The sequence below is a fragment of the Bartonella sp. AD328YNZD genome (assembly GCF_042196425.1).
Genome location: NZ_JBHIQG010000880.1, coordinates 1 through 530, shown reverse-complemented (window position 1 = coordinate 530; position 530 = coordinate 1). Strand labels below are relative to the sequence as shown.

Annotated in this window: 1 protein-coding gene and 1 pseudogene; one reads left to right on the top strand and one right to left on the bottom strand. The window is 39.4% G+C overall.

All coding sequences use genetic code 11. The features are described 5' to 3' along the window. Positions 1–122, top strand: a pseudogene (locus ACFIO3_RS15560) (transcriptional regulator); the annotation flags it as partial. A 130-nt stretch (positions 123–252) separates the two neighbouring features. Here ACFIO3_RS15560 and ACFIO3_RS15555 read toward each other — a convergent pair. Further along, positions 253–530, bottom strand: a 278-nt coding sequence (locus ACFIO3_RS15555) for a hypothetical protein (RefSeq protein ID WP_375704830.1), incomplete at its 5' end; no start/stop codon positions are given.

Below are 530 nucleotides of genomic sequence, written 5' to 3'. Positions count from 1 at the left end.
AAGAAACCCTCTTACACCACAATCAAGAAACCTATAGCGAAAAAGAACACACTCTGTTGAGAAACTTTAGAGAGCTCGAAGCGAAAAAACAAAAAGCAATTTTGTGGTTAATTTCTGATTAAGCAACAGCGCACTAATCAACATTATTCCATTCATATCCCCCTTAAGTCACATTCAAACCAACACACCACAGCCCCTTCAAAGAGCAATGTTTTACGGCATAATAGAATAGAAAATTCTTGATTTTTCTTGCTAATCTTCTGAAATTACTTTATCACTTAAAATGTAATTTTGGTCGTATACGCAACGATCAAGAGGGATTAAAAACCCGAAGACTTGACACATAAATTTATCCCACTTTTTTGGATATCCCGGGATTCCGGGAGATTTTGCTATGTCCAGGTGCTTCTCAGCACTAAAAGCAAAAAGCTGACTCGGATTCAGTACCTTTAACTCCCGGAATACCAATGCGAGGGCGCTCGCAACCGGAGGGGGGCTTGAAGTGCCAACTAAAAATCCACATTTTATCG